Annotated in this window: 8 protein-coding genes; 2 read left to right on the top strand and 6 right to left on the bottom strand. The window is 61.6% G+C overall.

Features of this window, described 5'->3' with window-relative positions; translation table 11 throughout:
- The 6 genes from JNL55_RS09905 to ubiK form a co-directional block, all read right to left on the bottom strand.
- On the bottom strand, positions 1–775 hold a 775-nt coding region (locus JNL55_RS09905), incomplete at its 3' end, for an alpha/beta hydrolase (protein WP_293852526.1).
- A gap of 77 nt (positions 776–852) precedes the next feature.
- The gene (locus tag JNL55_RS09900) at positions 853–3,408 is read right to left on the bottom strand and encodes a TonB-dependent siderophore receptor (protein ID WP_293852524.1); all 2,556 of its coding nucleotides are present in this window, start codon (positions 3,406–3,408) and stop codon (positions 853–855) included.
- A gap of 60 nt (positions 3,409–3,468) precedes the next feature.
- Positions 3,469–4,563: a FecR family protein gene (locus JNL55_RS09895; RefSeq protein ID WP_293852522.1), complete on the bottom strand. Its 1,095-nt coding sequence runs from the start codon at positions 4,561–4,563 to the stop codon at positions 3,469–3,471.
- A 3-nt stretch (positions 4,564–4,566) separates the two neighbouring features.
- Complete coding sequence (locus JNL55_RS09890) at positions 4,567–5,127, bottom strand: RNA polymerase sigma factor (RefSeq protein ID WP_293852520.1); 561 nt, start codon at positions 5,125–5,127, stop codon at positions 4,567–4,569.
- Positions 5,128–5,184: 57 nt separating this feature from the next.
- Entirely contained in the window at positions 5,185–6,726 is a 1,542-nt protein-coding gene (locus JNL55_RS09885; protein WP_293852518.1) for a YifB family Mg chelatase-like AAA ATPase, read from the bottom strand.
- A 117-nt stretch (positions 6,727–6,843) separates the two neighbouring features.
- Positions 6,844–7,086, bottom strand: a complete 243-nt coding sequence (gene ubiK, locus JNL55_RS09880; protein ID WP_293852516.1) for a ubiquinone biosynthesis accessory factor UbiK — start codon at positions 7,084–7,086, stop codon at positions 6,844–6,846.
- 306 nt (positions 7,087–7,392) lie between these two features.
- Here ubiK and JNL55_RS09875 point away from each other — a divergent pair, with 306 nt between their 5' ends.
- Positions 7,393–7,731, top strand: a complete 339-nt coding sequence (locus JNL55_RS09875) for a P-II family nitrogen regulator (protein ID WP_116807584.1) — start codon at positions 7,393–7,395, stop codon at positions 7,729–7,731.
- Between the two features lie 63 nt (positions 7,732–7,794).
- A partial coding sequence (locus JNL55_RS09870) for an ammonium transporter (RefSeq protein ID WP_415923049.1) occupies positions 7,795–8,630 on the top strand: 836 nt, incomplete at its 3' end.

The raw sequence follows: 8,630 nt of genomic DNA, 5'->3' as shown, positions 1-8,630 counted from the left end.
CCGGGTAATAACGATGGGTCCAACGCAGGCCCGGCGGCGGTTTGCGAGTCAAAGCCTTCACCAGCTTCTCGGTGCTGACGCGAATGTTCTCCTCGTTATCGGCCCAGCTGACGAACAAGGCCGGTGGCGCCGACTGAGCGCGAATACCGGCCTCGGTTTGCGCGACCAGTGCTTCGCCGTCGTACCAAAGCGAGGGACTGATGGCGATGTGGGCCTGAAACAGCTCGGGCCGTTTGATCAGTGCCTGAGTGCTGAAGATGCCGCCGAACGAATGGCCAACCAGCACCCGATACGGCGCCGCCCGATAGCGCGCTTCCACCCAGGGAATCAAGTCGTCGGCGAAGAACTTCAGAAACGCATCCGAGTTGCTACGTTCGTAGGACGGATTCCACATCGGATCGTTGCGAAAGGCCGGATTACGCGCCGCCGGCACGAAGTCGCGGCCGCGATCGGTGTTCACGACGCCGATCAGGATCATCTCCGGAATGCGCTCATTGAAGGGGCCAAGAAACTGCAGCACGCCAGCCGCGTGCGCGAATTGCATCTCGGCATCCAACAGATAAACGACGGGATAGGATTTTCCCGAGCGCTCATAGTTGGGCGGCAACGAGATCAACAGCTGTCTGGGTTCCTGCAGCACGCTGGACCACATCGTTCGCGCGCGCCCCATGTTCACTGAGGTATCCGTCAGCGCCTGGATGTCCCAGCGTTGCGCCAATGCTGAAGTCGGCAGCAGCGCCACCAAAGCGAGCACCGTCCAGAGGAGATTTCTCATGAGTTGTCCAAGCAGTAGCCAAAGAAAGAGGCTCGCGCCTCGCGGCGGAGCCTCGTAGTGATCGACCCAAGCCTGGCTTAGAACTGCAGCTGAGCTCCAGCCGCGTAGGTCCGCGGATATCCGAGGAACGTGCCGTTCAACCAGTACTGCTCATCGGTAACGTTGTTGACGTTGAACCGCAGCGTGAGCTTGCGATCGTTCCACACGCGCGTCTGATAGCGCACACCCAAATCGCCGGTGGTGAACGCATCGATGGTGTAGCTGTTGGGCATCGTCAGCTCTTGCTCGCCGGTGTGATAGATGCCGGCGCTGAACGTCAGCGCAGTCAACGACGGCACCGAATACTCGGCGTACAGTTTGAGCTGTTTCCTGGCCACATTCTGCGGCGTCGAGCCTTCGACTTCGGGCAGCTCAGCATTGTCCTTGATCTTCGCATCCAACACCGTGATACCACCTAACAGCGTGAAGTTCTCGGCGAGCCGACCGCTCACGGTCAGTTCGACACCGCGATGAACCTGCCGACCATCCTGTACCAGTCGCACCTCGGCAGCACTCACCGGCGCGTAGTACTCCAGCGCCTTGTCGATCTCGAACACCGCCGCAGTCAGCAGCGCGCCGCCGATGGAATACTTGGCACCGACTTCGATTTGTTTGTTTTCCAGCGGCGGCATGGCCGCGCCGCCATTGACGACGATGCGACCGCTGCCATCGACACCGCCAGCGACGCTGCCCGCTTCGAAGCTGGTCATGTAGTTGCCGTACAAGCGCAGCCGATCGGTCGCTCGCCACAGCAACGTAGCCGCGGGGCTGGTTTTTGCCTTGTCGTAGAGCGCGCCGGTCTCGCCGGTGGGGCCGAAGGTTTCCACTTTCAGCTGAGTGCGGGTCAAGCCGATGAGCGCCGTCCAGTCGCCGATGGTGATTTCGTCACCCACCACATAGTTGATGGCACGAATTCGCTGTTCGACGTATTTGGACCCGCTCGGCAAGCCCGGCGACACGCCTAGATACAACGGGTTCGAGACCTGGCCTTTGACATCGGAGAACGTCCAGCCGGCCGACAGATACGGCGTCGTTTCCTGCTCATTGCCGAACACGCCGCCGGTGAGCCGATGAGTCACCGCACCGGTCTCGAACTTGGTATCCGCGAACAAGTAGGCGGACGTGATATCGATGTCCGGATAGATCCATTCGCTGATCCACGGCGTGTACTGCCCATACTGGTCATCATCGCTGAGCGCATTCAACGAGGCCAGCAGGTGCAGATCTTCCTTACGCTTCGAGACGGCAGCGCGCAGCGAGCTGGTCTCGTTGATGCTCCAGAGCAAACGGGCAGCGACGTGCTCGCTATGGGCATTGGTGAAGCTTTGCGGCTGACCATAGTAGCGACTCGTATCAGGCGGATTGGAGTACAGCGCGAAACTCGCCGGTGTCGAGCCGATGCCGTACCAATAGGTTTCGGCGCCGCGCATCTTGCTATCGGACGTCGATGCATCGACTTGCAGCTTCAGATTGTCAGCCAGGTTCCAATCGAACGCGCCGCTCACCAAGGTGCGCTTCAATGACTGGTAGTCCATGTACGTGTCGCCATCCTGACCGACCACGTTCAAGCGATAGCCGAATTTGCCTTCGCTATCGATGGGCCCGCCGAGATCCAGATGGCCGTAGAAATTCTCGCCGCCGGTGAAGCCGACGCTGGCGCTGCGAATCGGCTCGGCGGTGGGTCGCTTGAGCACATAGTTGATCGTGCCGCCGACATTGCCGACGCCATACAAAAACGCCGACAGACCGGTGACGATCTCGATGCGCTCCTTGTCTTCGACGTCAGCGTTGTTGCCGTTGCGCATGCCGTCGATTTGATTGCCCCAACCCACCGAGAAGCCGCGCAGGATGGCACCGCTGTAAAAGCGCGACTGCGGCGTCTCGAGTTGCGCCACCGGATTGATGCGAAAGATCTGATCGGCCGACGTGGCCATCCGATTTTCGATCAGCTCTGGCGGCACGACGTTGATGGAGAACGGCGTGTCTTCGATGGCCTTGGCGCCCAGCACACCGAGCTGCGACACCGTCTTCGCACGATAGCCCGCTTCAGCCGCTGCTTCGCGCTGGCCCCACACAACCACTGCGGGCTCGGAGAATTCCGAATCGCTGGTCGTTTCCGGCGCAGCTGCGCCCGCATCCACCAGGGCAACTCTGCGAACGTCGGTGCGCTCCACCGGTTCGGCCCGACTCGCCAAGCGAATACCGCCGGTGGACGTCGAAGTTGCCGCAATCGTCTCGCGCGAACGAGCCATGGAGGATTTGCTCGACGCCGCATGTTCTTTCGGAACGATGGTGAGCGTGCGCTCGCCGACCAAACGGTAAGTGAGCTGCGTTCCTTGTAACAGCAGCTCGAGCGCGTTCCCCAACGGCATGCTGCCACTGACTCTCGGTGCGATGACTGCAGGCAACGAACCGGTCGGCGCGACCAGTTGCATGCCGGTTTGTTTCGACAGCTCGATGATGGCGGTTTCCAGCGGGCCCGCCGCGATATCGAGCGTGACGGCGGAATCGAGATCGCGAGCGACGCTGTCTGCGGCAACGGTGCCAGTCAGTGCGGCCAACGCGAGCGTCAACATTAGATTTGTCTTGCGCATATTCGTGCTCCCCATTGTGACGAACATGCACCTAGACGACGGCGTTCAAGAAAACGGTACTCATGGGTTGACCGCTTTGCGCTCGCGACGTTCGAGCGCTTCGATGGTCACAGGAAATGCTTCAGGCAATGCCAGCAACCATTCATCGACGGACTCGCGATACACCGCACCGCTGAAACGCAGCGTTGCGGCATCGTGATCGCTCACTTCCATGCGGCGCTCGGTGTATCGACTCACGTCTGCGATGACGTTGCCGAGCGGTTCGTTGCGATAGATCAACCAACCTTCGCGCCATCGCAATCGTTCTTCGAGATTGGGCGCGGCTTGCACCACCAGCGGCTCGCGGCCGCGAAGATCGAAAGTCACTTGTTGTCGCGGCGAAACGTTCGCCTGTTGCTCACCTGCACCAACAGCGGGGCTGCGAACGCTGACGATTCCCTCGGCCACCATCACCGTCACGCTGTCGCGAACGGCACGGACGTCGAATGCAGTACCGAGCGCGGTGATTGAACCGCCCATGGCACGAACCACGAACGGCCGCTCGGGATCTTTCGCGACTTCGAAGAACGCTTCACCGGTTTCGAGCCGCAGCTCACGCTGACCGCGATGAAAGTTGACCGATAAGCGTGACTTGGCACCGAGCGAAATGCGCGATCCGTCCGCCAGTGTGAGCTCGCGATGCTCGCCGACGCGAGTCTCGAACACGCCCCACGACGGCGCCTGTTGAGTCTCGCCGTAGAAGAACCAACCAACGGCGATCCATGCCATCACCGCCGCGGCGGCAATAACCCCACGTCGCAAGCCGTCCCAAAACTTCGATGACTTGGCGCGCGCGGCCTGCGACGCCAACTGTTTCGAGGTCAACCATTGTTCAACGGAAACATCACCGTCGTAATCGTCGTCGGCGAGTTCTTGCGCGGTGGGCATGGCAACCATCGCCGACGGCGACGTGTGATGCCACGCCGCTGACACAGCTTCGAACGCCGTGCGATGGGCTTCGTCGGCTTCCATCCAGCGCAACCAAGCCTGCAAGGTTTCCGCTTCCGGATCGGTTTCGTCCTGGATGACGATGAACCATTCGGCCGCTTCGCGTCGTTGTGCGACGGAATATCCCAGCGGCTGGCCTGCAAATGTGGGTGGGTTGTGTTGGCTCATTGCTCACACTTCCTTAGTGCCGGCATCGGCGGCGTCCATCCTGGCGCGCAGATGCTCCAGCGCTCGGGCCAGATAGCGCCGTGCCATGCGTTCGCCGATGCCCACGCGCTTGGCTATTTCTTCTGTCGACAGTTCGTGCACGCGGTGAAGTAGAAAAACCTGTCGGCATCTCGGCGGCAGTTCCTCCACCGCTGCGCGGAGCATGGTCATGGCCTGCTCGCTCGCCACCTGGCGTTCCGGCGACAGTTCGAATGCCACGAAATCCATATCACCCATCGAGGCCACGTTGCGCCGCCGGTCGCGCTGGCGGAGCCGGTCGGTCACCAGGTTGGCGGCCGTCTTGAACAGGAAGGCACGCAGATAGCTGATGGCGCCCGGGCCGTTCAGCCGCAGTAGTTGGACATAGGATTCTTGAGCAATTTCGCGGGCTTCCTGAGTCGACCCGATGCGCGCGGCAATGAATCGGAGCAGGGTCGCGTTGTGCTCCCTGAACAAGCGCTCCACCTCGGCCGGGTCGACCATCGGGTCGCCAGCCGACACCGGCTCGCCGGAGGCTTCCAGCAAGGCTGGGGGCTGGTTCGAGGTCTGGGGCGCTCCGGGCGACTTTCCGCTCATGCCTCACTATGACGACGAGCAGGGCAAAAGCGGTACTGGTTGGGTGCCGGTGGTGCGATCCAGCTTGCGCATCGAGATCGCCTCAGCCACATGAGCAACGTCGATCCGCTCCGCCGCTGCCAGGTCGGCGACAGTCCGTGCCACTTTCAGAATTCGATGATAGGCCCGGGCGGAGAACCCCAGCTGCGTCGCGGCTCGATCGAGCAGGCGGCGGGCCCGCTCGGTAGGGTGGCAGACGCGATCGATCTCGCGGCCTCGCAGATGGGCGTTGGTACAGCCCTGTCGGGCAAGTGCCAATTCTCGAACTCGCAGGACGCGAGCGGCGACTTCGGCAGTCGTTTCGCATTTCACATCGGCACGCAGTACTGCATGCGGCACCCGAAGCACTTCGACATGCAGATCCAGACGGTCGATCAACGGACCGGACAGGCGACTTCGATAGCGACGCACTTGTTCCGACGTGCAATGACAGATGCCGCGCTCGTCGCCCAAGTAACCGCAGGGACAAGGATTCATCGCTGCGATGAATTGAAACGACGCTGGAAACTCCGCCTGATGCGCGGCCCGCGAGATGGTGATACAGCCCGTCTCCAGCGGCTCACGCAGAACCTCGAGTGCCGAACGGTCGTACTCGGGCAACTCATCTAGAAACAACACGCCGCGATGTGCGAGCGAAATCTCACCAGGCCGCGGCTTCGAGCCGCCGCCGACCAGTGCCACTGAAGACGCTGAGTGATGCGGCGTGCGAAACGGCCGAACGCGCCAGCGGGCCGTGTTGATCGGCAATTTGGCGACGCTGCGAACGGCGGCCACTTCGAGCGCCTCGTCTTCGCTCATCGGTGGTAGCAAGCCCGGCAAGCGTTGCGCGAGCATGCTTTTGCCAGTACCGGGCGGCCCCATGAAAAGTAACGAATGCGCACCAGCGGCAGCGATTTCCAACGCACGCTTGGCTGTTTTCTGGCCGCGAACTTCGCAGAGATCGGCATCGCTGCCACCCAGACTCAGCGGCGCCGCGCCGACGATGAAGTGCAATGGCGCTACGCCGGTCGCGTGACCGACCACGTCGGGCAGATTGGATGCGATGGCGATACGACAGCCAGTGACCAACGCAGCTTCGGCAACGTTGGCTCGCGGCACGAAGATGGAATGTTTGACGCGAGCCGCGGCGACGGCAGCAAGCAGCACGCCTTGCATCGACTGCACTTCACCGCTCAACGACAGCTCGCCATAGAACTCACAATCTCGTAGCGACGCGGCTGGCAACTGCTCGGAAGCGAGCAAGATGCCGAGCGCGATGGGCAGATCGTAACGACCGCCGTCTTTGGGAAGATCGGCGGGCGAGAGATTGACGGTGACGCGGCCGTCGGGCATCACGAACTTGCAGTTAGTGATCGCCGCGCGCACGCGATCGCGACTTTCTTTCACGACCGCTTCGGCGAGACCGACGATGGAAAAGCGGGGGATTCCCCCGTCGAGATCGACTTCGACGCGCACCAGCGGCGCTTCCATGCCGTGCTGCGCGCGACTCAACACAGTCGCCATGGCCATCCGCTGCTCCTCCAAACATTCCACTGCCCGGCATTCAAGCAGGGACAGTGAGCAGCAAACCGTGGCCAAGCCAGCCAATCGCCGCGAAATTCAGTCGCGGCGCACTCGAGAAATGAGTTAGGCCTGCTGCTTTTCCAACTCGGCCAGACGCGCTTCCAGCGCTTCGAGTTTCTCGCGCGTGCGACGAAGCACGCCCGCTTGGACATCGAATTCCTGTCGAGACACCAAGTCGAGCTTGCTCAGCCCGGCCTGTAATACGGCTTTGAAGTTCTCTTCGAGGTCGCGACGCAAGGCAGTGACGCCGGGCGGGACGACGGACGAGAGGCGGCGGGCAAGGTCATCGAGTGAGCGTGGGTCCACGCGGCTTGAGCTCCTGAGCAAACGAATCGAGGTGCGCCAATTAAGCCTCAAAATCGCCCGTCGGTGGTCGCAGTCCACAGTTTTCGGGCCTGGGCGGGGCGCATTTTGCTCCGAGTTGAAGCAAACGGGCAGAAATTTCGCACCAGCGAAGTGCGCGCATTGTCAGTCACGAGCGACAGCCGCGTTCGTTTGCTTGCACAAATTCGTGGCACAGAAGATGCATTTCCGATGCGGCGCGCAGCCGGGAGCGGGGAACCTACTACGACTAGCTCGACAGCGCGCTCATGAACCCGGAGCCGGAATGCGATGAAACTGATTACCGCGATCATCAAGCCTTTCAAGCTGGATGACGTCCGACAGGCCGTCGCGGATATCGGAGTTCAAGGCATCACGGTGACGGAGGTGCAGGGCTTCGGGCGACAGCGGGGTCACACCGAGCTGTACCGCGGGGCTGAGTACCGCGTGGATTTTCTGCCCAAGACCAAGATCGAGCTGGCAGTGGACGATTCGATCGCCGAACAAGTGGTCGAAGCCATCACCAACGTCGCGCGCACCGGAAAAATCGGCGACGGCAAGATCTTCGTCATCGACCTGGCGCAAGCAGTGCGGATTCGCACTGGCGAAACCGGAGTCGAGGCAGTCTGACTTTTGTTTCTAAACAGCAGCACCTGGCAGCAACAACGAGTGATCTCTTTTAGGAGAACGACAGTGAAGAAACCTTTGCTCACCTACCTATGGAGCTTCGCGCTTATCGCGTTCGCGATAGTTGCGGTTCCCGATCTCGCGTTGGCGCAAGACGCGCCCGCCGCGGAAGCCGCGGTTGCTGAAGCTGCCCCTGCGGAAGCCACTGCAGAACCTGCCGCTGCCGAAGCAGCGCCGGCTCCGACGCTCAACTCGGGCGACACCGCGTGGATGCTCACGTCCACCGTGCTGGTGTTGTTCATGACTATTCCCGGTCTCGCGCTGTTCTACGGCGGCATGGTCCGCTCGAAGAACATCCTGTCGGTGCTGATGCAGTGTTTCGCCATCACCGGCTTGATGACGGTGCTGTGGACGGTCTACGGCTACAGCCTGGCGTTCGATACCGCCGGCATGGAGGCAGGCACGGTCAACCTGGCCTCGTTCATCGGCGGTTTCGGCAAGTTCATGTTGTCGGGCCTGGCGCTCGATTCGCTCACCGCTTCGATTCCCGAGTCGGTGTTCGCCACTTTCCAAATGACCTTCGCCATCATCACTCCGGCGCTGATAGTCGGCGCGTTCGCGGAGCGCATGAAGTTCTCGGCGATGCTGATTTTCATGGTGCTTTGGTTCACCGTCTGCTACGCGCCGATGGTGCACATGGTGTGGAGCGGCCCCGGCGCGCTGATGTGGGACTGGGGCGTGCTGGACTTCGCCGGCGGCACTGTCGTGCATATCAACGCGGGTATCGCCGGCCTGGTCGCCGCGCTGATGCTTGGCAAGCGCAAGGGTTACGGCACGGTCAGCATGGCGCCCCACAATCTCGGGCTGACCATGATCGGCGGCGCGATCCTGTGGGTGGGTTG

This window comes from Steroidobacter sp. (assembly GCF_016790065.1).
GTDB lineage: Bacteria > Pseudomonadota > Gammaproteobacteria > Steroidobacterales > Steroidobacteraceae > Steroidobacter.
This window is presented reverse-complemented; position numbering and strand designations above follow the sequence as displayed.